The sequence below is a fragment of the Enhydrobacter sp. genome (assembly GCA_025808875.1).
Classification (GTDB): domain Bacteria; phylum Pseudomonadota; class Alphaproteobacteria; order Reyranellales; family Reyranellaceae; genus Reyranella.
Genome location: CP075528.1, coordinates 1,008,318 through 1,029,390 on the forward strand (window position 1 = coordinate 1,008,318; position 21,073 = coordinate 1,029,390).

At 68.1% G+C, this 21,073-nt stretch carries 23 protein-coding genes; 10 read left to right on the forward strand and 13 right to left on the reverse strand.

Annotated elements, in window-relative coordinates:
• Positions 1–33: 33 nt before the first annotated feature.
• Complete coding sequence (locus KIT25_05060; protein UYN96314.1) at positions 34–1,047, forward strand: tripartite tricarboxylate transporter substrate binding protein; 1,014 nt, start codon at positions 34–36, stop codon at positions 1,045–1,047.
• 3 nt (positions 1,048–1,050) lie between these two features.
• Here the strand turns inward: KIT25_05060 and KIT25_05065 are convergent, their stop codons facing one another.
• Positions 1,051–1,797 (reverse strand): SDR family oxidoreductase, encoded by a 747-nt coding sequence (locus KIT25_05065; protein UYN96315.1) that lies wholly within the window; start codon positions 1,795–1,797, stop codon positions 1,051–1,053.
• Positions 1,798–1,867: 70 nt separating this feature from the next.
• Here KIT25_05065 and KIT25_05070 point away from each other — a divergent pair, with 70 nt between their 5' ends.
• Complete coding sequence (locus KIT25_05070) at positions 1,868–2,842, forward strand: twin-arginine translocation pathway signal protein (protein UYN96316.1); 975 nt, start codon at positions 1,868–1,870, stop codon at positions 2,840–2,842.
• A 17-nt stretch (positions 2,843–2,859) separates the two neighbouring features.
• Here KIT25_05070 and KIT25_05075 read toward each other — a convergent pair whose 3' ends face one another.
• The 3 genes from KIT25_05075 to KIT25_05085 all read right to left on the reverse strand — a co-directional run bounded on the left by KIT25_05075 (position 2,860) and on the right by KIT25_05085 (position 5,938).
• Positions 2,860–4,056, reverse strand: coding sequence for a CoA transferase (locus tag KIT25_05075; protein UYN96317.1), 1,197 nt, complete (start codon positions 4,054–4,056; stop codon positions 2,860–2,862).
• 5 nt (positions 4,057–4,061) lie between these two features.
• Positions 4,062–4,850, reverse strand: coding sequence for an enoyl-CoA hydratase/isomerase family protein (locus KIT25_05080; GenBank protein ID UYN96318.1), 789 nt, complete (start codon positions 4,848–4,850; stop codon positions 4,062–4,064).
• Between the two features lie 128 nt (positions 4,851–4,978).
• The gene (locus KIT25_05085; GenBank protein UYN96319.1) at positions 4,979–5,938 is read right to left on the reverse strand and encodes an ABC transporter substrate-binding protein; all 960 of its coding nucleotides are present in this window, start codon (positions 5,936–5,938) and stop codon (positions 4,979–4,981) included.
• A gap of 22 nt (positions 5,939–5,960) precedes the next feature.
• On the opposite strand from KIT25_05085, the gene KIT25_05090 reads away from it, so the two are divergent.
• Together KIT25_05090 and KIT25_05095 are read left to right on the forward strand one after the other, a co-directional pair.
• Entirely contained in the window at positions 5,961–6,449 is a 489-nt protein-coding gene (locus KIT25_05090) for a sel1 repeat family protein (GenBank protein ID UYN96320.1), read from the forward strand.
• A gap of 51 nt (positions 6,450–6,500) precedes the next feature.
• Positions 6,501–7,622 carry a M23 family metallopeptidase gene (locus KIT25_05095; protein UYN96321.1) on the forward strand — a complete coding sequence of 374 codons (1,122 nt, stop codon included), beginning with the start codon at positions 6,501–6,503 and terminating at the stop codon, positions 7,620–7,622.
• Positions 7,623–7,667: 45 nt separating this feature from the next.
• Here the strand turns inward: KIT25_05095 and KIT25_05100 are convergent, their stop codons facing one another.
• Positions 7,668–9,002 (reverse strand): DUF3987 domain-containing protein, encoded by a 1,335-nt coding sequence (locus KIT25_05100; protein UYN96322.1) that lies wholly within the window; start codon positions 9,000–9,002, stop codon positions 7,668–7,670.
• A gap of 401 nt (positions 9,003–9,403) precedes the next feature.
• On the opposite strand from KIT25_05100, the gene KIT25_05105 reads away from it, so the two are divergent.
• On the forward strand, positions 9,404–11,101 hold the full coding sequence (locus KIT25_05105; protein ID UYN96323.1) for a hypothetical protein: 1,698 nt from the start codon (positions 9,404–9,406) through the stop codon (positions 11,099–11,101).
• A gap of 1 nt (position 11,102) precedes the next feature.
• Here the strand turns inward: KIT25_05105 and KIT25_05110 are convergent, their stop codons facing one another.
• From KIT25_05110 to KIT25_05125, 4 genes are all read right to left on the reverse strand, one after another.
• Positions 11,103–12,047, reverse strand: coding sequence for an amidohydrolase family protein (locus tag KIT25_05110; GenBank protein UYN96324.1), 945 nt, complete (start codon positions 12,045–12,047; stop codon positions 11,103–11,105).
• Positions 12,044–12,688, reverse strand: a complete 645-nt coding sequence (locus tag KIT25_05115; GenBank protein ID UYN96325.1) for a type II toxin-antitoxin system HicB family antitoxin — start codon at positions 12,686–12,688, stop codon at positions 12,044–12,046. Before KIT25_05115 ends, KIT25_05110 begins: the two co-directional genes overlap by 4 nt.
• Before the next feature lie 37 nt (positions 12,689–12,725).
• On the reverse strand, positions 12,726–12,914 hold the full coding sequence (locus KIT25_05120) for a type II toxin-antitoxin system HicA family toxin (protein ID UYN97827.1): 189 nt from the start codon (positions 12,912–12,914) through the stop codon (positions 12,726–12,728).
• 476 nt (positions 12,915–13,390) lie between these two features.
• Entirely contained in the window at positions 13,391–14,875 is a 1,485-nt protein-coding gene (locus KIT25_05125; protein UYN96326.1) for an amino acid permease, read from the reverse strand.
• Between the two features lie 57 nt (positions 14,876–14,932).
• On the opposite strand from KIT25_05125, the gene KIT25_05130 reads away from it, so the two are divergent.
• Positions 14,933–15,490, forward strand: coding sequence for a cupin (locus tag KIT25_05130; GenBank protein ID UYN96327.1), 558 nt, complete (start codon positions 14,933–14,935; stop codon positions 15,488–15,490).
• A gap of 41 nt (positions 15,491–15,531) precedes the next feature.
• Positions 15,532–16,620 carry a serine hydrolase gene (locus tag KIT25_05135; GenBank protein ID UYN96328.1) on the forward strand — a complete coding sequence of 363 codons (1,089 nt, stop codon included), beginning with the start codon at positions 15,532–15,534 and terminating at the stop codon, positions 16,618–16,620.
• Positions 16,621–16,668: 48 nt separating this feature from the next.
• Here the strand turns inward: KIT25_05135 and KIT25_05140 are convergent, their stop codons facing one another.
• The 3 genes from KIT25_05140 to KIT25_05150 form a co-directional block, all read right to left on the reverse strand.
• Complete coding sequence (locus KIT25_05140; protein ID UYN96329.1) at positions 16,669–17,619, reverse strand: pentapeptide repeat-containing protein; 951 nt, start codon at positions 17,617–17,619, stop codon at positions 16,669–16,671.
• A gap of 183 nt (positions 17,620–17,802) precedes the next feature.
• Positions 17,803–18,582, reverse strand: a complete 780-nt coding sequence (locus KIT25_05145; GenBank protein UYN96330.1) for a hypothetical protein — start codon at positions 18,580–18,582, stop codon at positions 17,803–17,805.
• Between the two features lie 60 nt (positions 18,583–18,642).
• The gene (locus KIT25_05150) at positions 18,643–18,867 is read right to left on the reverse strand and encodes a hypothetical protein (GenBank protein ID UYN96331.1); all 225 of its coding nucleotides are present in this window, start codon (positions 18,865–18,867) and stop codon (positions 18,643–18,645) included.
• A gap of 541 nt (positions 18,868–19,408) precedes the next feature.
• Here KIT25_05150 and KIT25_05155 point away from each other — a divergent pair.
• On the forward strand, positions 19,409–19,720 hold the full coding sequence (locus tag KIT25_05155) for a hypothetical protein (GenBank protein ID UYN96332.1): 312 nt from the start codon (positions 19,409–19,411) through the stop codon (positions 19,718–19,720).
• Between the two features lie 195 nt (positions 19,721–19,915).
• Here the strand turns inward: KIT25_05155 and KIT25_05160 are convergent, their stop codons facing one another.
• Positions 19,916–20,185, reverse strand: coding sequence for a hypothetical protein (locus KIT25_05160; GenBank protein UYN96333.1), 270 nt, complete (start codon positions 20,183–20,185; stop codon positions 19,916–19,918).
• A 242-nt stretch (positions 20,186–20,427) separates the two neighbouring features.
• On the opposite strand from KIT25_05160, the gene KIT25_05165 reads away from it, so the two are divergent.
• A complete protein-coding gene (locus KIT25_05165; protein UYN96334.1) occupies positions 20,428–20,736 on the forward strand; it encodes a hypothetical protein in 309 nt (102 codons plus the stop codon).
• Positions 20,737–20,824: 88 nt separating this feature from the next.
• Positions 20,825–21,046 carry a hypothetical protein gene (locus KIT25_05170; protein ID UYN97828.1) on the forward strand — a complete coding sequence of 74 codons (222 nt, stop codon included), beginning with the start codon at positions 20,825–20,827 and terminating at the stop codon, positions 21,044–21,046.
• The last annotated feature ends 27 nt before the right edge of the window (positions 21,047–21,073 follow it).

Here is a 21,073-nt window from a genome sequence, read left to right on the forward strand (position 1 = left end):
TGCGGGAATTCGCGATCCGAAGCGCGGCAGCGCGTGCCGCGTGGCGACGAGGGCAAGATGGAGGGCAAGGTGACGATCATCTTCGGGCGACGGACGGCGCTGGCCTCCACGTTTGCAGTCGCATTGTCACGCGCGGCGCACGCCGACGACTGGCCGAGCAGGCCGGTCAAGTGGATCGTGCCGTATCCGGCCGGCGGCGGTTCCGACACGTTCGCCCGCCCGATCGCGGCCCGTCTCGCCGAGCGCTTCGGCCGGCCGATGCCGATCGACAACCGGAGCGGCGCCGGCGGCACGATCGGCACGGTCGTCGCCGCCCGATCGCCGGCCGACGGCTACACCTTGCTGCTCGCCGACACCGGGCTGGTGTACGCACCGGTCGTCTATCCGAGCGCCGACTACGACTTCGTGCGCGACTTCGCGCCGATCAGCGCGCTGGCCCGCGCGCCCTACGTGCTGGCGATCAATGCGAAACGACTGGACGTGCCGACGCTCGAGGCGTTCCTCGAGGCGGCGAGGAAGGCGCCGGGCGGCATCGACATGGGCTCGACCGGGCTCGGCAGCATCACCCATCTCGCCATCACCCTGCTCGAGAAGCGCGCCGGCGTCCGGCTGAACCACGTGCCCTATCGCGGCGGCGCGCCGATGCTGCAGGACCTGCTGTCGGGCCAGATCGGCGCCGCCTTCGTCCTCGCCAGCACGGTGGCGGGCCATATCGAGGCCGGACGCCTGCGCGGCCTCGCCATAGCCAACCGCCGCCGCGAGCCCATGCTGCCCGACGTGCCGACGACGGCGGAAGCGGGCCTGCCAGATTTCCGCGTCACCATCTGGTTCGGGGTGTTCGCGCCGCGCCAGACGCCGGCGGCGATTCTCGACCGCTTGCACGAGGGCGTGCAAGCCGCGCTGGTCGATCCCGAGATCCAGCGCCTGTGGCGCGAACAGGCGGCGAGGGTCGAGCCCGAGCCGCGCGCCGCCTTCGTCGACTTCGTGCAGCGTGAGAGCCGGCGCTGGACCGAGATGGCCCGTGCCGCCAACGTGAAGCTGGAATAGCCGTCAGGTCGCGCCACCGCCGTTCACCTGGATCATCTGGCCGTTGATGTAGCCGCCCGAGTCGGAGACCAGCAGCCGCGCCGCGGCGGCGACCTCGACCGGCGTGCCCATGCGGCCGAGCGGCACCCGCGCCAGCGCCTCGGCGCGCGATTGCACCGAGGCGTTGTGCTCCTGCGCGTCGGGCGCGATCGGGCCGGGCGAGATGATGTTGGTGGTGACGCCGCGCGGGCCGAACTCCATGGCGAGCGCCTTGGTCAGGCCCCAGGCGCCGTGCTTGGCGACCGAGACAGGCACGCGGCCGGCATGGCCGTGGATGGCGTTCATGCCGGCGAAGTTGACGATGCGACCCCAACCCTTCTTCACCATGCCGGGCAGGCAGGCACGGCTCAGCCACACCGCGGCGTCGAGATCGACCGCGAGCACGCGCCGCCATTCGGCCTCGCTCGTGTCGAGGAACGGCTTGTTCGGTCGCAACGCGGCGTTGTTCAGGAGCGCATCCACGGCGCCGAAGCGGGCGATCGCCTCGTCGGCGATGCGCCGACACTCCTCCGGCTCGCCGACATCGCCCATGACGACGATCGCCTGCACGCCGAACTTCTCCGCCTCGCGGGCGACGGCCTCGCAGGCGGCCCGGTCGCTCGAGCCGTTGATGGCGACGTCGAAGCCGTCCTCGGCGAGGCCGAGCGCGCAGGCGCGGCCGATGTTCTTGCCGGCGCCGGTGACCAGAGCCACTCGTCTTGTCGTCGTCATCCCGGTCGTCTCCTCTCGCGAAAGGGCGCGAGATTAGCGCCCTCGCCACGCATCAGATAGGGTGGGCAACATGCTCCATCCCCCGCGTCGCGCGATCCTCGGCGGCTTCCTGACGACCGTCGCCGCCACGCGCCTGTCGGCTGCAGAATGGCCCGAACGCCCCGTCGTCTGGGTCCTGCCGTTTCCCCCGGGCGGACCGACCGACGCATTCGCCCGACCGCTCGGCGCGCAGCTCGCCAGCCAACTCGGCCGGCCGATGATCATGGACAGCCGCAGCGGGGCGGGCGGCACGCTTGCCGCGGCGGCGGTCGCGCGGGCGGCGCCGGACGGCTACACGCTGCTCGTCGGATACACCGGCCATACCTATGCGCCCGCGATCTACCCCAAGGCCGGCTTCGACTTTGCCCGCGACTTCGAACCGGTCAGCGCCTTCGGCCGCGTCGCCCAGGTGCTGGTCGCCAATCCGGCGCGTTTCGACGGGGCGACGCTGGCCACGTTCCTCGAGCGGGCGCGCGCCAGGCCGGGCGCGATCGACATCGCCTCGGCCGGCCTGGGGACGGTGCCGCATCTCGCCGTCGAGCTCCTGCAGGCGCGCGCCGGCATCAAGCTCAGCCATGTGCCGTATCGCGGCAGCGCGCCGGCCATGCAGGATCTCCTGGCCGGCACCGTCGACGCGCTGTTCGCGCCGATCAGCGGAGTCGTGAGCCAGGTGAGGGCGGGCAGGTTGCGGGCGCTGGCGATCGCCGCTCGACGGCGCGATCCGCAGCTGCCCGATACGCCGACCTTTCACGAATCGGGTTTGGCCGACTTCCGCGTCAGCTCGTGGTACGGCCTCTTCGCGCCGAAGCGCACGCCGGCACCGGTGCTCGACCGTCTGCACGGTGCGCTGCAGACGGCCCTCGCACGCGACGATATCAGGCAGATGTGGGCGGCCCAGGGCGCGCGCGTCGAGCTGGAAAGCCGGGTCGATTTCGCGCGCTTCATCGGGCTGGAAGTCGAGCGCTGGAACCGCATCGCCCGCGCCGCCAACGTCCAGCTCGAATAGTCAGGCGACGCCGCGCCTCATACGACGCCCGACTGGCGCAACGCCCTGATCTTCTTCGCCGACAGGCCGAGCCCCTTCAGCACCTTGTCGGTGTGCTGGCCGAGTTCGGGCGTCGGCTTGAGCTTCCTGGGCTGCGGCGCGGCCGACAGGTTGATCGGCTGGCCAACCACCTTGATGGCGCCGAGCCTGGGATGCTCGATCGGGCGGGCGATGCCGAGATGGCGGACCTGCGGCTCGGCGAAGGTCTTGTCGATGGTGTTGATCGGGCCGCACGGCACGCCCGCCTTGTTGAGCGCCGCGATCCAGTGCGCCGACGAGTTCGTCTTCGTGACCTCGCCGATGCGCTCGTTCAGCGCCTTGCGGTTCTGCGAGCGCAGCGCGGGCGTCGCATGCTCGGGATGGTCGATCAGCGCCTGCGCGCCCAGCGCCAGCGCCGCGCGCTTCCACATCTTGTCGCCGGCGGCGGCGATGTTGATGTAGCCGTCGCCGGTCGGGAACACGCCGGTCGGGATCGAGGTCGGATGGTCGTTGCCGGCCTGCCCCGCGACCTCGCCCTTCATCAGCCAGCGCGAGGCCTGGAAGTCGAGCATGAAGATCTGCGCCTCGATCAGCGAGGTATGCACCCACTGGCCCTTGCCGGTGCGCTCCCGATGATAGAGCGCCAGGATGATCGCCTGGGCGAGCAGCAGGCCCGAGGTGAGGTCGGCGATCGGGATGCCGACCCGCATCGGCCCGCGGCCGGGCTCGCCGGTGATCGACATCAGTCCACCCATGCCCTGGGCGATCTGGTCGACGCCGGGGCGCGCCGCGTCGGGCCCGCTCTGGCCGAAGCCCGCGATCGAGCCGTAGACGATCCGGGGGTTCACCTTCCTGACCGACTTGTAGTCGACCTTGAGGCGGTACTTCACGTCCGAGCGGTAGTTCTCCACGATGACGTCGGCCTTCTTCGCGAGCTTCATGAAGATCGCGTGGCCTTCCTTGCTCTTGAGGTTGAGCGTCATCGCCTGCTTGTTGCGGTGCAGGTTCTGGAAGTCGAAGCCATGGCGCGCGCCGCCCATCGAGTCCGCCTTGGCGCCGGAATCCGCGGGCGCCGGCGGCGGCTCGATCTTGATGACCTGCGCCCCCCAGTCGGCGAGCTGGCGCACCGCCGTCGGACCGGCGCGGTGTGCCGTGAGATCGAGCACCTTGATGTGCGAAAGCGGCAGCTTGGCCATGGCGGTCACCGTCCCTTGAACGCCGGCTTGCGCTTCTCCATGAAGGCGCGGCGTCCTTCCTTGTAGTCGTCGCTGTCGAAGCAGGCCTTGACCATGGCCTCGAGCCTGGCGTGGTCCTGCCGCGATTCGGGCTTGGCGATCTCGCGCGCCGCGGCCTTGGCGAGCGCGATGGTGAGCGGCGCGTTCTGGGCGATGGCGTCGGTCGTCTGGACGACCAGCGCGTCGAGCTCGCCGTCAGCCGCCACGCCGTTCACCAGCCCCATCTCGTAGGCCTCCTTCGAGGAGTACTGCCGGGCGGTGAACAGGAACTCCATGGCCCGCGGCAGGCCGACGATGCGCGACAGCCGCTCGATGCGCAGGAAGCCGTAGCCCAGCCCGAGCCTGGCGGCCGGCACGCCGAAGCGCGCGCCCTCGTTGCAGAAGCGCATGTCGCAGCAGGCCGCGAGGTTCATGCCGCCGCCGATGCAGTAGCCGGTGATCCGCGCGATGGTCGGCTTGGGGAAATCGTAGAGCGCTTCGTAGCCGCGCCTGGAAATCTCGTCGTAGCGCTCCTGCGCCTCGGCGTTGGCGCGCTCGCTCTCGAACTTCGAGATGTCGGCGCCCGAGACGAAGGCCTTGCCGCCGGCACCGCTGACCACGACGCACCTGATGCCGGCATCCCTGGCGAAATCCTCGAGGATGCCGACGAAGCCGTCCCACATGTCGAGCGACACCGCGTTGAGCTTGGCCGGGTTGTTGAACACGACGTGGCCGACCGCGCCCTCGCGCCGGCCGAAGATCTTCTGTTCCTGCATATTGCCGCTCCTCTGACGGGCGGCGAATATAGCCTGCCGCCCGCCGTTTGAATAAGGTGCCGGCGGGAGGAAGGCGTGGCCACGGTCGGGCTCGGGGCGCCGTTTGCGGCGCCTTCGCCGGACGGCGCCTACTCGAAGTTGGCGATTTCCTCGACGGTGATGGGCTTGGCCAGCAGGTCGAGCGAGCCCAGCAGCTTGAGCGTCTTGTCCCAGCCGTCGCGGGTCTGCACGCCGATCGGCGGATGGCCGAGTTGCTGGGCCACCGTCACCATGCCGCGCACGACGTAATTGGGGGCGAGCCGCGGGAACATGCGGGAGAAGTGCAGCGAGGCGTCGGACGGGCGGTCCTTGACGATCGAGTAGCCCTCCTGCACCGCGTCGACGATCTTGAGCGCGATCTCGCGCTTCCTGGGATCCTTGAACGCCTCCTCGTTGACGATCAGGTTCAGGCTGTAGGTGCGCACGCCGAAGTCGGAGAGGCGCAGCACCAGCAGGCGGCGACCTTCCGACAGCAGCTCGGCCGGAGTCATCTCCTCGTAGTCGACCAGCGCGTCGACCTTCTTTTCGAGAAGATCGAACGGATCCCACTTCACCTCGACCCGCTTGACCTGGCCGAGGTCGAGCCGGTTGATGGCGAACATGGCGCGCACCTCGTCGTTGGTGATGCTGCCCGGCACCACGCCCAGCGTCTTGCCGTAGAGGTCGCGCGGATGGGCGATGCGATCCTCGGCGCGGCTGAAGATCGCGCTCGGCGTCTCGCGGTAGTAGACGGCGAGGCTCTTGATCGGCAGGCCCCGGGCGCGCCCCATCGCCGTCGCCATGCCGCTCGACGAGCCGATCCAGAACGGATCGCCCTTGCCGATCGCCTCGGCCGACATCAGCGCGCCCTGCACCTCCTTGAAGGTGACGTCGAGGCCGCGCCGCTCGAAGGCGCCGAGCTGGCGCGCGAGGAAGAAGCCGGCGAAGGTCGGCAGCGGTTTCCAGTCGAGCAGTATCTCGACCTTGTCCGGCGCCTGGGCCATTGTGGCGCCGGGCGAGAATGCCACCAGGAAGACAGCGAGCAGCCGCGTGAAACCGAGACGGGTCATTGGCGCGATCATAGCGGCAGTCGTGATGAATTGCGCGACGATCGTGTGCACGGCTTACGCACAAACCCTCGAGGCCGACATGCGGCGCGCCGCCGGGGCCTACGAGCGCAAGGATTTCGACACCGCGGTCGAGATCTGGCGGCGCTGGGCCGCCGCCGGCAACGCCGAGGCGCAGACCCTGCTGGGCGCGATGTACTGGAGCGGCGAGGGCGTGCCGAGAAACCACACCGAGGCTGCGAGATTGTACCTGAGCGCCGCCGAGCAGGGCTATGCACGGGCGCAGAACAACATCGGCTTCATGCTGGGCTTCGGCGAGGGCATCCCGCCGCGCGACGACGTGCAGGCCTACAAGTGGCTGAGCCTCGCCATCGCGCGTTACACCTCGAAGAACGCCGACCGTCTCGACCAGGCGATCCGCGACCGCGCCGCGCTGCGCGCCCGCATGAGCGCGGCCCAGCTCGCCGAGGCCGAGCGCCTGATCCGCGAGTGGCGGCCGAAGCCGGAGAAGTAGTCACCTCCTTGTCACACCGCGCGGCGCGCGCGGGGTCCTAGACATCGTCGGATGAACATGGCGCCGTGGGCCGTCGTGGCGGCCGCGCTCTGCATCGCCGCGTCGCCCGCCGCGGCCGTCACGCCGCTCCGCGCCGAGGCCGCGCTCGAGCGCGTGCTCGGCGCCGATCCCGCGACGGCGCGCGAGCACCTGCCCTTCACGCGCCGCTCCAACGCCTCGGGCCGGATCGCCGGCTCGCTCGCCGAGTCGATGGCCGCGGCGGGCGTGCCGCGCGCCGCCCTGGTCGAGCCGCTGCGCGCGCTCACCGCGACGCTCGACGTCGCGCGCGACACCGCGGACGGCGACCGCTTCTGGGTGCGCCACGAGCGCGCCTTCACGCTCGACGGACAGCCGACCGGCATCGGCCGCGTGCTCTGGCTCGAGGTGGCGAGCGCGCGCAAGGGCCGGGTGGCGATCCATCGCTTCCGCGCCTCGGGCGCGGCGCGCGAGGCGTTCTGGCTGGCCTCGGGCGAGGGCACCGAGGCGACCGCCATCCGCCTGCCGCTCGACACGATCAGCGTCTCGTCGGGCTTCGGCATGCGCGCCGATCCCTTCGACCAGCCATCGGGCAGCGCGCTCGCCATGGGGCCGGCGCCACGGCCCGCCGCCTCGCCGGCGCCAGGCAACGTCAACATGGCGACGCCGCTCGGCATCTCGCTCGGCCTGTCGCCGGGCGGCGCCACGACGCGCCCGACGACACGCTCGGTGCTGCGGCGCGGCGCGCTCAGCCTGCATGCCGGCGTCGACTTCGTCGCCGATCCCGGCACGCCGGTCCATGCCGCGGCCGACGGCGTGGTGCTGGGCGCGCACTACAAGGGCGCCTACGGCAACTGGATCGAGATCGTGCACGGCGCGGGGCTGGCGACGGTCTACGGCCACCTCTCGGCCTACGCGCCCGGCACGGTGGCGGGTGCCGCGGTCGAGCGCGGCCAGGTCATCGGCTATGTCGGCAACACCGGCCGCTCGACCGGCGCGCACCTGCATTTCGAGCTGGTGGTCGACGGCCGGCCGGTCGATCCGATGAAGCACGGCGGGCTCGGGCGCACCCGCCTCTCCGGCGCCGACCTCGCGCGCTTCGAGAAGGCGGTCGAGGCCGACCTCGCGGAAGCGGCGCGCGAGGGGAAGCCGAGGTGACGTGGTGCGGAGTGCAGTCGCGGAAATCGCGGAAATCGCGGAAATCTACCGCGATAACTCCGGATTGACCTGCCACCGCAAAGGCGGCCGTCCTTTATTGCCGTCGCGCTCGGGCATCGGCACCCGGCGCAGCACGCCCGCCTTCTCGAGGCGGACGATGATGTCGTCCGTCCGCTCGGCGTTGACTCTTTCGCTCAGCGCTTCGCGCCTGATGGCCTCGCGCGACACGTCGTCGGACGCCTGGCGCTTCAACCAGAGCGCCGCGCGGCGCGCCAGCCGGTCGCGCTCGCTGGCGATGCCGTCGAACGCGGCGCGCGCGTTCGGCAGCAGGTGGTCCATCCACAAGGCCCACGCCGCCTCGAGATGGGGCGTGTCGATGACGGTCGGCGGCGCGGTCGAGCCGCCTTCCGCCCATTCCATGACGCTGCGCAGGCCGGCGAGGCGGGCGAGCGTGTTGGCGCCCTTGCCGATCCACGCCGCCTCGACACCGTCGGCCGCGCGCATGGACAGGCGGAAGTCGGGCAGCAGCGATTCGAAGAGCGCGCGCGCCTCCGGCGAGAAGGCGAGCAGGCCGGGCGGCAAATGGAGCAGGCGGCGCAGCGCGCGGGAGATGGTGTCCTCGTCCGGCACCGCATCGAGGCCGCCGCCGATCGCCGGCTCGGGCCAGGCATAGAGGAAGCACGCGGCGAGGTCCTCGCCGCCGTCCTCGTCGAGCAGCGCCGGCAGCCGCTCGGGCCGCAGGCCGCCCAGGATGCCGAGGCCGAAGCCCGCGATCTCCATCGGCAGCGGCCCGGGAAAATGCCGCAGGGTCGCGTCGTGGCCGCTCCAGGCGGCCCGCCAGGCGTCGCGCAGCGCGGCGTCGCCGGCGGCCGAGCCGAGCCACTCCACGAGGTCGTCGCGCCACAGCGTCAGGCCGCGCGGACTCGCCGCGTTGAGGGCGGCGGCGCGCCGCATGTCGAGATCGCCCAGCACGAACAGGACCGGGTCGCCGTCCTCTTCCTTCGCCTTCGCCGCCTCGTCGGCCTTCGGCCGCACGGTGTCGACCAGCCGCAGCGCCGCCGTCATGGCGGCCGACTTGCCGCTCGACGGGCCGCCGACCAGCGCCTGCCAGAGCAGCAGCGGCTCGGCCCACTGCGTGGTGATGTCGACCTGGAGGTTCCGTCCGACCATCGCCGAGGCGGCGGCGAGGGCGGCATGGGCGGCGAAGTCCAACGGCACCCAGGCGCGCGCCACCGCCCTGGCCCAGGCGCGCCACGCGGGCGGCAGGAAATCGAGCGGGAAGGGCGCCGGCGTCGGCCGGCCGCCCTCGAGCAGGCGGCGGTCGAGCGGGGCGAAGGGCGCGATGCCCAGGAGCTTGGCGTGCTGTTCGGCGAGGGGCATGAGGCCCTCCCTGTGATGGTTGGGAAGGCCGATGTAGGATGAAACGAATGAAGTGTCAATGTTTTGTACAGTCATAATTTGTCGACTGGCGCGAATTCACCCGCTACGCTCGGCGTCCTCAAGACCGCCAAGCCGGCGAAGTGGACGACGTCATTGGTTGCCTGCGGGCCTTCCGCTTCAGGACGGAGGAGTCGTGATCGGCGGCGGCAACCGCTCGGTCCTGTCGCGAAAATTCGACGCCTTCCTCGCCGTGAGGGGATGGAAGGAGACGCAGTTCCATACCTCGATCAAGGTCGATCGGTCGACGCGGGAGACCTGCCAAAGCGAAGAGTCGCCCGGCCGACCGACCTCGGCCATTCTGCTTCGGGAACCCGAACCGCATCTCTCGCAAGGCGGCCGCATTGCTCTCGTCTCCGGTCTGGCAGATCCTTCGCCGCACGGGCGCCACCGTTGCCGGCGTCCTCGCGGCCGTCGCCGCCGGCGTCGGCGTGTGGTTCCGTATCACCTTCGTCGATCTCGGCCGGCAGCTCCGCTGGTCCTACCTGCCGCCGCTGATGGTCTACCTGGCGGCCGGCATCTCCAGCCTGACGGCGATCGTCGGCACCTTCTTCGTGAAGGATTATCTCGGCCTGTCGGCCGCCTTCCTGGCCGGGCTCGCCTTCTGGGCCGGCATCCCGTGGGCGCTCAAGATGCCGCTCGGTCATCTGGTCGACCTGATGTGGCGCTGGAAGGCGCTGCTGGTCTGGCTCGGCGCCGGGCTGATCGCCGCCAGCGTCGTCATCATGTACGCCCTGATCGCCCACACCGGAACGATGACCGCGATCTTGCCGGCGGGGGCCTGGTACGTGCTCGCCGTCCTGCTGGCGCCCGTCGGCTACGTCGTCCAGGACGTGGTGGCGGACGCCATGACGGTCGAGGCGGTGCCCCGGTTCGACGCGGACGGAAGGCCGTTCGCCGAACCCGAGATCAAGGCCATGCACACCACCATGCAGACGCTCGGCCGCTTCGCCATCATCGGCGGGACGGTCGCCGTGTCGGCGGTCAACGTCGTGATGTTCGAGGGCGTCGAGGCGCTCGGGGAGGCCGAGAAGGCCGCCATCTATGCCGACATCTACCTGCTGGCGCTGTTCATCCCCGCCGTCTCCGTCGCCGGCGTGACCTTGGGATCGCTGACGCTGCGCCGGCGCGCCAGACGGCTGCGCGCAAGCGGCGTCGCGGAGGCGGAGATCGAGGCGGCCGTCCTCGCCCCGTCGGAAAAGGTCAGGCCCAACTGGCTGATCCTCGGCGGCAGCGCCGCCTTCGTCGTCTTCAGCGTGGCGACCGGCGTCGCCGAGGTCCCTCATGCGCAGGAGATCATCTTCGCCGGCTCGCTCGCGATCGTCGTGTTCCTGATCCGGCGCCTCCTGTTCGAGCTCGCGCCCGACCTGCGCGGCCCGCTGATCGGCACCGCCATCGTCATCTTCGTGTTCCGCGCGATGCCGCAGCCGGGGCCCGGCGCCACCTGGTTCCAGATCGACGCCCTCGGCTTCGACCAGCAGTTCCTCTCGGTGCTGTCGCTGATCACCTCGGTGCTGACGCTCGCCGGCCTGGTCGTGCTGCGGCCGCTGATGGCGAGCCGCTCGATCGCCCATATCGTCGCGCTGCTGACCATCGCCTTCGGCGTGCTGTCGTTGCCCAACATCGGCCTGTACTACGGCGTGCAGCACTGGACGGCGGCGTGGACCGGCGGCGTCGTCGATGCGCGCTTCATCGCCATCATCGACACGGCGCTGGAATCGCCGCTCGGCCAGGTGGCGATGATCCCGCTGCTGGCCTGGATCGCGCGCAACGCGCCGGTCAACCTCAAGGCGACCTTCTTCGCGGTGATGGCGTCGTTCACCAATCTCGCCCTCTCGGCCAGCGCGCTGCTCACCCGGTACCTCAACGAGATCTTCGTCGTGACGCGGGAAGTCCGCGATCCCGCGACCGGCGCCATCGCGACCGCCGCCGACTACGGCGAGCTCGGCTGGCTCCTGATAACGGTCGCCCTCCTCGGCGTTGCGGTCCCGCTGGCGGCGATCCTGATAGTGCAGGCCAGCCGCCTGCGGACGGAGCAGTGATTCAGCCCGGCACCGACAGCCGGTAGAACGAAGCGGCGTTCCTCCAGAAGAAGCGCTCGCGGTCGGCCGGCGAGCGGTCGGCCAGCATGCGGTCGAGGGAACGGACCAGCGTGTCGTAGTCGATCCTGAGGCCGGCGACGGGAAAGTTGCTGGCGAACATGCAGCGCTCGATGCCGAAGATCGCGATCGCCTCGCGCACGATCCGCCGGTTCGACTCGTAGTCCCAGGCGCTGTCCTTGAGGCCGAACTCCGAGACCTTGACGTGGACGTTGGGCTGGCGCGCGACGGCTTCCATGCCGCGGCGCCAGGCGGCGAGGCCCGCCTCGCTGCGATCCCACGGAAAGCCGGTATGGTTGAGCACGATCGCGGTGCGCGGGAACTGGCGCGCCACCTCGGCCGCCTCCGCGAGATGCCACGAGGGCACGCGCAGATCCCACGACAGGCCGTGCTTCTCGAGCAGGGTGAAGCCCTGCAGCCACTTCTCGTCCTGCATGGTGCCCGGCGCGCCGGGGGTCATGGCATCGGGGCGAAGCGAGGTCACCGGCTTGGAGCGGATGCCGCGCACCAGCGGAAAGCGCGCCTGGGCGGCGATGATCTCCCCGGCATCGTCGGTGTGGAACCAGGCATGGGCGACGATGGCGCCGGGAAAGCCGCGGCGCGCGTTCACGCCGGTCAGCCATTCGGTCTCGGCGACCTGTTTGGCGCGGTCCATCTCGGCTTCGCAATGCACCGTCGCGAGCACGTTGTGGGCGCTCGCATCCCGCAGATAGTCGTCCGGCAGGTAGTCGCGCTTGAGCGCATCGTAGGCACCCAGGAAGAAATGCGGCTCGGGCGCGTCGGTGAGGAAGGGATAGCGATTGGCCTTCAGGTCCCACAGATGGTGGTGCGCGTCGATCAGCGTGACCGCGCCGGGCGCGTCGTTCCATCGGCCGCTGATGGTCTTCATGAGCGCCGACCTCGGCCCTTCGGCTTCCCGGGCGTTTCATGCCACCTTTCCGAGGAGGCAGGCCGCTCGCCGATATGGATGTGCACGCCGGCGTTGGCGAGAGAGTCTGCGATGCATCGGCTGAGCGTCGCGTCGGCTGTCGGCCGAGAGGAATAGCGCGCCGCGGCAGCCTCTCCGAAGCCGTGCAACCGAGGGGAGGAGCCCCGGGTACCGACGGGGCCCATTTCAGCGGCCATTGGTTCCGTCGAGAAGGGGCGCAGCCGGGTATTCAGCGCCGAGGCGAAGTAAGCCGAGCGAGTGAGACCCTGCTCGTTGGCGGCGCGATCGACGCGCTTCAGCAGAGCCTCGTCGATGGAGAGGGAAATCTTGATGCTCTTGCCCGGCACTTCCACCGGGATGAGGGCGCGACCGACTTCCTCGACCTCGGGGTCCGTCTCGATCTGGTCGAACTCCCGCGCCTCAGGGACGGGATGACCGTCCTCGACCAGGTCCCGCACGTAGTCGTTGGCGAACTCGATGGCGAAGCTCAAGGCCTCGGCGCGCGTCGCGCCGGCCGCATTGACGCCCGGCAAATCGGGAACGTGGGCGAAGAATTCGCCCCCGCTGTTCTGCTCGAGAATGGCGACGTAGTAGGCCGACATCGTGTTCTCCTGTCTTGCGATCGCGAGGGCAAAGCTCTCAGCGCAACTTGATCCTGGTCTGTCGCTCGATGCTCCTGAGCGTACCAAGTGGCAGATCCTTCTTGGGATGCGGGACCGTCGCCTTTCCGGCGATGGTCGGATGCTTGAAGTGGATGTGACTCCCTTTCTGGCCAACTTCGTACCAGCCGGCCGCCATTAGCTTGGCGATCCCGGACTTGCTGTCCATACAAGATCCCTCTCCCAAGGTGCCCATATGACTAAAAGTATGGAGAAAAGCAATCCATAACCTCCAGATGGAGGTAGATTTTACCCCTTGGTGTCCCGCGTGCCACTCCCGAACCGCCGGCTCGTCGAGCCAGGCCCGCGCCGATCGCGCGTCGGTGAAGAGGCGCATGGGGCGGCGGGCGGCGGCCAGCATGCCGAGCACGCGGGCGTACCGGGCGGTCTCGGAGGGAACGACGACGGCGAGCGGCCCCGGTTCGTGGACCGCATGCATGCCGCGCATGCGAATCCCGAGCGCCAGGATGTCGTCGAGACCCATCGCCGCCTCGCCGTGGCCGCCGTCGAACAGCTTGCGGTAGCCATCGGCCCCGGCGCCGGCGAGGTCGTCGAGGAACTTTTCCATCTCGCGGCGCTCGACGGCGCCGTCGGCGACCGCCGTCACCAGCCGTTCCTTCGAATCGATGGTCCAGCGAAGAGGCATCACGACCTCGTCCGATCGGCCGGCGTCGCGCCGGCGGCATCCCGGGCAAACGCCTCCTCGGGAGACAGCACGAGGCGATGGCGGCCGACGAGGGCGAACCAGGCGATGCCCAGCGCGAACCAGGCGCAGACGCCCAGCACGCCCGCCACGAACACCGGGTCGAGGAGCTGGAAGACGAGGGTGAGCGCGGCCAGCGCGATGGTGACGAGGGCGCCGGCGATGCCGAACGGCGAGCGGTAGGGCCGCTGCAGCTGCGGCAGGCGCCGGCGCAGCACGATGAAGCTCACCGCCTGCAGCAGGTAGGAGAGCATGGCGCCGGCCACCGCCATGTTGAGCAGCATGCCCTGGATGACGGCGCCGCCCCGTTCGGCGCCCAGGGCGAACCACAGCGCGAACATCAGCGCCAGCGCGACGGCCGCGCCGGCCAGCAGCGCGACGTGCGGCGTCCTGTGGCGCGGATGGGTGATCGACAGGAAGCGCGGGAAATAGCCGGCGCGCGACAGCGAGTAGATCTGCCGGCCCTGGGCGAACAGGATGGTGTGGAACGAGGCGATCAGCCCGACGCAGGCGACCAGCGCCAGCGCCCTGGCGAGAGGCTCGCCGAAGGTGGCGCGAAAGCCGTCGAGCAGCGGCTCGCCCGAGCCGCCGAGCGCGAAGGCGCCGGGCGCCACCGACGGATTGAGCCACAGGATCAGCCCGGCCGAGACGACCAGGGTGAGGAAGCCGGCGACGATGCCCTTCGGCATGTCGCGGCTCGGCTCGAGCGATTCCTCGGCGGCGAGCGGCAGCTGCTCGATGGCGAGGAACAGCCAAACCGCGAAGGGCATGGCGGCGAGCGCGCCGGTCAGGCCGAACGGCAGCAGCGGCCCGTCGCCGCCGGCCAGCGCGACCGGCTTGCCGTCCGGGCCGGCGCCGATGTCGAGGGCGAAGCGACGGAAGTCGGCGACCGGCAGCGCCGAGATCCAGAACACCGCGAGGCAGGCGAGCGCCGCGAGCGTGACGGCGACGGTGACCCTGAAGGAGAGCTCGACTCCCAGCACGTTCAGCGCCACGAACACGGCATAGCCCGCCACCCAGTAGGCCGGCAGCCAGGCGGGCGGCGTGCCCAGCACGGCGGCGAGATAGGTGGCGAGGAAGGAGACGACGACGGCCGGCGTCAGCACGTACTCGACGTTCTCGCACAGCCCGGTGACGAAGCCGCCCCACGGACCCAGGGAGGCGCGGGCGAAGGAATAGGCGCCGCCGGTGTGGGGCAGCGCGGCGCCCATCTCGGCGATGCTGAAGACCAGGCCGACATACATGATCGCGACCAGCAGGGCCGCGAGCGCGAAGCCGCCCCAGCCGCCCGCCAGCAGGCCGAGGTTCCAGCCCGAATAGTGGCCCGAGATCACCGCGCCGACGCCGAGCGCCCACAGCGAGGCGGCCCCGGCGTAGCGCCGCAAGCCGCGGCGGGCGAAATAGTCGGGCGGGACGGGCTGGTACATGCGGCGCTTCTTGTCCTCCCCTTGCCGGAATCCGGCAAGGGGACGAAAGTGCGGGCCATGTCCATCGAGCCGCAGGCCCTTCTGTTCGCCGACGACGGCGCGACGCCGAACAACCCGCGCCTGCCGCTGCTGCTCTATCGCGGCGCGGTGCCGACCGACGGCCTGCGCGATCCGGCGGCCGCGTTCGAGGCGGCGTTCGCGCGCCACGGCTGGGGCCACGGCTGGCGCAACGGCATCTTCGCCTTCGAGCATTTCCACTTGCGCGCGCACGAGGTGCTGGGCATCGCCCGCGGCACGGCGCGGGTCGCCTTTGGCGGCGCGCGCGGCGCGACGGTCGAGCTGGGGCCGGGCGACGTCGCCGTGCTGCCGGCCGGCGTCGGCCATCGCCGCATCGCCGCCAGCGCCGACCTGCTGGTGGTCGGCGCCTATCCGGCGAACGGCGGCGACGCCGCACACGCCACACCCTCTCCGGCGGCTGATCGGGTGGCGGACCGCGCGGCTGATCGCGCGGCGGCGATCGCCTCGGTCGCGCGCGTGCCGCTGCCCGAGCAGGATCCGGTGTATGGACGGGACGGGCCGCTGACCCGGTTGTGGCGCCAGCCGGAGGAACGATGATCGGGCGGCGGGGTTTGCTGGCGGGAGCGGGAGCGTCGCTGATGGCAACGGGTGCGAAGGCGCAGGACTGGACCAGGATCACGCCCGAGGAGGCGGGCTTCGCGCCGGACATGGAGAAGCGCCTCGACAGGCTGATCGCCGACAGGCGGGCGACGAACCTCCACGGCGTGGTGGTGGTGCGCAACGGCCAGCTGGTGCTCGAGCGCTACTTCACCGGCAACGACAACAGCCGCGGCCGCCCGCTCGGCCAGGTCAGGTTCGGGCCCGACACGCTGCACGATCTGCGCTCGGTATCGAAGAGCATCGTCGGCCTGCTCTATGGCGCGGCGCTCGCCAGGGGCAAGGTGCCGCCGCCCGAGACGAAGCTCGCCGAGCTGTTCCCGCAGTACGGCGAACTGTGGCAGGACAGCCAGCGCGCGCGCTGGACGGTGCATCACGTGCTCACCATGACGCTCGGCACGGAGTGGGACGAGCTTTCGATCCCCTACACCGATCCCAACAACAGCGAGATCGCGATGGACCGCGCCGCCGACCGCTTCCGCTACGTGCTCGACCGGCCGCTGGTGTTCCATCCCGGCAGCCGCTGGGTCTACAACGGCGGCTGCACCGCGATCCTCGGCAAGCTGATCGCCGACGGCACCAAACAGAGCCTGCATGCGTTCGCGCAGGAAGCGCTGTTCGGCCCGCTCGGCATCGAGCGCAGCGAGTGGTTGAAGGACGGCACGGGCCGCGAGTTCGCCGCGTCAGGGCTGAGGCTCACGCCGCGCGACCTCGCGAGGATCGGCCAGATGATGCTGGAGAAGGGCGAGGGCGTGGGCGGCGCGGCCGTCGTGCCCAACGACTGGATCCGGCGCGCGACGGCCGAGATCGCGGTGTGTGACGAGACGCGGCGCTATGGTTATCAATGGTACTCAGGCTATTTCGGCTTCCAGGTGCCGCAGAGCCCGCCGTGGCATCGCGCCAGGCTCGAACGCTTCTGGGGCGCCTACGGCAACGGCGGGCAGCGGCTGTGGCTGCTGCCGGGGATCGATCTCGTGATCGCGATCACCGCCGGCAACTACGACACGCCCGACCAGGGCATGCCGCCGCTGCGGGTGCTCAGGGAGGTGGTGTTGGGGAGTGTGGGATAATTTTAACCACCAACGTGCATCAACGAGTTCTCTAGCGTGAGCTCGGTATCAGAGAGCCTTGCTTAGGACATCTATTATCGCAACCAGCTTCGATCCAAGAAGATGCAGGAAGATGCAAGTTGCTAACGTGTAGAGGACTAGTGTGATGCAAAGCCAGCGCCGCCGTCTCTGCGCAAGCATCCGGTATGACAAGCCGAGCCTTTGGTTGTCGATTCGCCATTGATTGTATGAATACTCAAGTATCTCACTCGGCGATGCAATCTTGTGTATCAGTGCAGCGGCAAACAGTAACGCGAATAGTGCGACGGCTTCAATCAGGCTTGACCCGACGGATTGCAGCAGAGCAACACGGTCAAGGCGGTTGCATACTAGTCCCAACTTGCTATGCAGTTCGGGAGGCGCGTACTGGGCTAGAATTGTTTGAATTTCTCGACAGGATTGCTCAGGCCAACGAGCCAAGCTAAACAATAAGTCGACCACAAAAATTTGAGCAACGAGAAGGGTCAATCCCACTAGAGAGATCTGCAAGAAAGGTAACTGGGCAAGAGTACGAATCGCTGCCCAATCCAGGCCGAATGCTGGCCTTACAGTGACATCAGTTACTAGCGTGTCATTCCAGGCCGCCCTCATTTCTAGATCAGGCAAGTTCTGCAGAGTATTGGCATCACCTGATTCGAGAATCTTCAACGTGCGCTGCACCTTTGACTCGGTGAAACGCACCGGGGCATCGAACCTACACTTCGCGATTTGGACATCGCTCAGTCGGCAACGTTCAAAATGCGTATTGCGCAACTCACATTGATAGAAGACTACATTTTCGAGTTCGCCTCCCCCTCTGTAAGTTGGGTGCGCGACGCTACTGCCTACAAATTCGCAGTTTGCGAAGGTGCAGCCTGCAAACTCTACATTCCGCAGTTTTCCAAACTGAGCATCCTCAAAATGAAAATCCGTGAAGTGTATATCCGATAGATCATGCAGGCTGAGGTCTCGGCCGGACACTTCTTCGCCCGTGAGGGAAAGGAGGCGGTCGTCTGGGCCAAGCGACTGCCTTAGTCGGTTGAATGCCGCGCTCGATCTGTAGGCCCACAGACCTCCGCTTAGCGCATTGGCGATCTCAGCTCTTGAGAGACTGCTAGTGACTGTCCCTTGCTGGACCATTCTGTGGTCGAGCTCGGTAGCTAACTAGGCCGTGTAGCGATCGCGCAACTGGCGATAGACTACGTAGAGTTGATTGAATCGATGCCAGCGGAATAGTAGGTCGACGTAGCGCCGAGGGACTAGGTACTCCGTTGCGAAGTCTAGTGTACTGGCGATTATCACCTCTGGCTTGTCGAAGCGTCCCACGCCTGTGGAATCTCCATTCAGGAAACTGGCGCGATCGACGGATAACGAGTCAAACGGATACAACATTAGGAACGCTAGCAACTCGGCCGCGTGTTCGACTTTGACGCTATCGCTGTACTCTGGGCTATCGAAATCGATTATGGAGAAGGGCAGATAGATCAGCTCTTCGGTCAACGTCACAAGCTTCTCGGGCCTTCCAGTATCGGGGTGCCCCGATCCATTGCGAATCAGCTCGTCTCGCAAAATGACGTGAAATGCTTCCTTCATTACAAGGAAGCGGCGATGGCACCGATTTACGAGCTTCTTGCCATCTAATTTGACGCGGTCGTTTACCCAGATTTCAGCTCTCGTACCGAAGTTGAGAACCAAACTCCAAATTTCGGCAGGTTTATCTACCTGCGCCGAAGGGTTCGCGGCGTCTTGAGCGTCTACGTCTATGCCTTGAGTGAAATCCAACTGCTGAGTCTCGAACTCGCAGTTGGAATATGTTCGGAACAGTTTAAGCAGCGCCATCGGATCCCGCTGACGACACTCCATCACTCCCGGCGTCGCCATCTGAGTGATGGCTCGTTCGAACTCAACGAAGAACGCCATAATGGCGCGAACAGAGATCGCCAAGACGCCCTCCCCCCGGGGACTGACTGGCAGGACTTAGGAAGAAGGAGGCGTGCTGCCTAGCTACTCAAAGCGCAGCGGACGACCTTTGCTTTCAGCACGTAGCCGAAAGACGTTGGTGAGCGTTCGTACAACGCCGGCTGCAGTAGTATCTTCATCGACAGAAATCTTCATCTTGCAGTCGACAAGACCTTCAGTTGCGAGCCGATCCATGTGTGTCTGAAACGCACGGTAAAGCGACTCGCCTCGAGAGCGTGCTTCTCTTACGTCAGGCTTCAGTTCAGACATCCGTGGCTCCCCAGCAACGAGCGAAGGCGATTGCGCGAGGCGCATCACCTGATAAACGCTCGTGTATCGTAAACAGTTGCTGTTTGCAAGCTAGGAGGTTCAAGCAACCATCAGTAGAGCCCCCAACCAATGGTGAACTCCACGCCATTCTTTGCGAAAACCCTTTCAAATCATGTACTTAGGAGAAAACTTCCCCTATCCGAGGAGAGATACGGGTTATCCCCAGTAATGGCTATCATTTGCGGTTGGGTCGCTATCTGTGGGGGATGCAGACGTCACAGGGATGTCACCCTAGCGGCCAAAGTTCGCCGAACACGCCCCTCAGTTCGCATGATGACTGCGGAGGACGGCGACAGTCAATGGGAGCTGTCGAGTTCATTAACTCTCAAGCGTTCTCGATACCGGCTTTTGCGCTAGCTCATGACCATCCGCCGACTCAGATATGGACCTTGAGGCAGCTGCTCTCCCCATTGTGACTTCCAGCACAGACGCCCGCCGCCCGCGCCCTTACCGTCGCCGCAAAGAGTGCGGGAGAGGCGGGATGGTTTCCGGTCGGGCGTGGCACCTCAAGCGGATGGTCGAGAGCCGGGTCGCGGCCGAGGCGTCGCTGATCCAGACCGTGCCGGTGCGCGTCGGCGGCCAGGGCGGCGAGCCGTGCGACGTCGACGTCCATGTCTTCGCGCTGTCGCACTGCCGCCTGACGGGCACGGCCTACGCCTGGACGGCCGGCGGCCGGGAGTTCACCGCTCTCGATATCGGCCCGATCCGCTCGCCGACCGACGCGGTCTGCGCTGTGCGGGCCGAACAGGTCCGCCTGCGCAACCTCGCTTCGATGGGAGCCGGCGCGGCGTAGAAGGACTGGACAAGGGCCGTACGATGTTGTATGAACAACGTGTGCCACAACTGCAGGGGCATGCCTGCCATCGCCCTGGCAGGGGAATCAAGAGAACGAGCGAAAAGGAGACAGTGGATATCGACCTCGGGGAGTTCCCGCAGTTAGCGCTAGTGCGCTACCCCCTGAAGAACCTTACGAGGTCGCCCAGAGAAACTATCCTCTCGCGACCGGCGCACCTGCGTCCGCCGCCAGCGCCGCCTCGTGCCGTGCCGTCAGCATCAGATACACCGCCGGCACGACGAACAGCGTGAACAGCGTGCCGATGGCGATGCCGGTGGAGATCACCAGGCCCATGCTGAAGCGGCTGAGCGCGCCGGCGCCCTGCTCGACCGCCGCGCGGCGCGGGCGGCCGTGGCGCTGCAGCTCGTTGGCGACCTCGACGATCAGGATGCCGTGCTTGCTGATCAGGCCCAACAGGGTCACCAGCCCCGACCTGGGTATAGATGTTGAGGCTGGCGCCGGGCACGTTCATCGTCGAGAGCACAGTGAGGAAGATCGGCACGCCCGATCGTGTCGTCGCGCGGCAGCGTGCGGTTGGCGAGCGAGCGCCGCTCTTCCGGTGCCTCGGCCTGGTGTTGGGGAGCGTCGCATCAGTGTGACTTTCGGCACAGAGCGGCGTCGTGTGCCTCCCTATCCTCCGCCCCGTCGACGGTGGGAGAAGCCGGATGCCTCTTGCTCAGTTGCAACACCTCAAGCACGAAGTCGAAGCCCGGGCCGCGGCCAGGGCGGCGCTGATCCAGACCGTGCCGGTGCGGGTGGCGGGGAGCGACGGCGCGCCGTGCGATGTCGACGTCCATGTGTTCGCGCTGTCGCAGTGTCACAAGACGGACACGGCCTACGCCTGGATGCACGACGGCCGGTCGTTCACCGCGCTGGACATCGGCCCCATCCGCTCGCCGGGCGACGCGGTGTGCGCGGTGCTGGCCGAGCAGCGTCGATTGCACAATCTCCTGCTGATGGGCGTGGCCGCCTGACGCCGCGAAACCGGAGGCCTCGTGTCGCGTTTCTCCCGGAGGAGCTTGGGGCGGCAGGTCCCCATCCCAACGACAGGAGGTTGCGATGATGCGCTGGTTCGCCGTTCTTTCGATTCCCCTGGCCCTGGGTGTCGCCGCGTGCGGCGAGACGCCGGGCGAGCGTGCCCTGACGGGCGGCGCGATCGGCGCCGGCACCGGCGCCGTGGTCGGCTCGGCGACGGGCGCCGGCGCCCTGCCGGGCGCCGTGGTCGGCGGCCTGGGCGGCGCGGCCGTGGGCGCGGCGACGACGCCGCGGCGCTACTACTACTAGCGGCGCCTCCCCTCCCCAACTTCGTTG